The 1,088-nt window shown below is 61.9% G+C and carries 1 protein-coding gene; it reads right to left on the bottom strand.

Features of this window, described 5'->3' with window-relative positions:
* Window positions 1-1,088 (bottom strand): 2-methylcitrate synthase (gene prpC / locus NCT32_RS36925; protein ID WP_250491555.1); only part of this gene is annotated, 1,088 nt, incomplete at both ends.

Genomic DNA, 1,088 nt, shown 5'->3' with positions numbered 1-1,088 from the left:
CCGGTGTAATTCGCGCTCGGCCGAATGATCTTGTTGTCGATGCGTTGCTCGATGATGTGCGCGCTCCAGCCTGAAGTGCGCGAGATCACGAACAGCGGCGTGAACATCGCGGTGGGCACGCCCATCATGTGATACGAGACCGCACTGAACCAGTCGAGGTTCGGGAACATCTTCTTCGCGTCCCACATCACCGTTTCGAGCCGCTCGGCGATATCGAAGAGCTTCGTGTCGCCCGCTTCCTTCGACAGCTTCTTCGCGACGTCCTTGATGACCTTGTTGCGCGGATCGGAGATCGTGTACACCGGATGGCCGAAGCCGATCACGACTTCCTTGTTCTCGACGCGGCGCTTGATGTCGGCTTCGGCTTCGTCGGGCGTCTGATAGCGCGACTGAATCTCGAATGCCGCCTCGTTGGCGCCGCCGTGCTTCGGGCCGCGCAGCGCGCCGATCGCGCCGGTGATCGCCGAGTACATGTCGGAGCCGGTGCCCGCAATCACGCGCGACGTGAACGTCGATGCGTTGAACTCGTGCTCGGCGTAGAGATTGAGCGAGACATGCATCGCATCGACCCACGACTTCGACGGCTCTTTGCCATGCAGCAGATGCAGGAAGTGCCCGCCGATGGAGTCGTCGTCGGTTTCGACTTCGATGCGCCGGCCGTTGTGCGAGTAGTGGTACCAGTAGAGCAGTATCGAACCGAACGAAGCCATCAGGCGATCGGCGATATCCTTTGCGCCCGGCACGTTGTGATCGTCCTTCTCGGGCAGGATGGTGCCGAGCACGGAGGCGCCGGTGCGCATCACGTCCATCGGCTGCGCGGACGCGGGAATCCATTCCAGCGCGGCCTTGAGGTTCGCGGGCAAGCCGCGCAACGCCTTGAGCTTCGTCTTGTACGCCTTCAGTTCGGCCGTATTCGGCAGCTTGCCGTGCACGAGCAGGTACGCGATCTCTTCGAATTCGGAGGTCGTGGCAACGTCGAGAATGTCGTAGCCGCGATAGTGCAAATCGTTGCCGGTCTTGCCGACCGTGCACAGCGCGGTATTGCCCGCCGTCACGCCGGACAGCGCGACGGATTTCTTCGGCTTGAA

This window comes from Caballeronia sp. INML2 (assembly GCF_023631365.1).
Classification (GTDB): domain Bacteria; phylum Pseudomonadota; class Gammaproteobacteria; order Burkholderiales; family Burkholderiaceae; genus Caballeronia; species Caballeronia turbans.
This window is presented reverse-complemented; position numbering and strand designations above follow the sequence as displayed.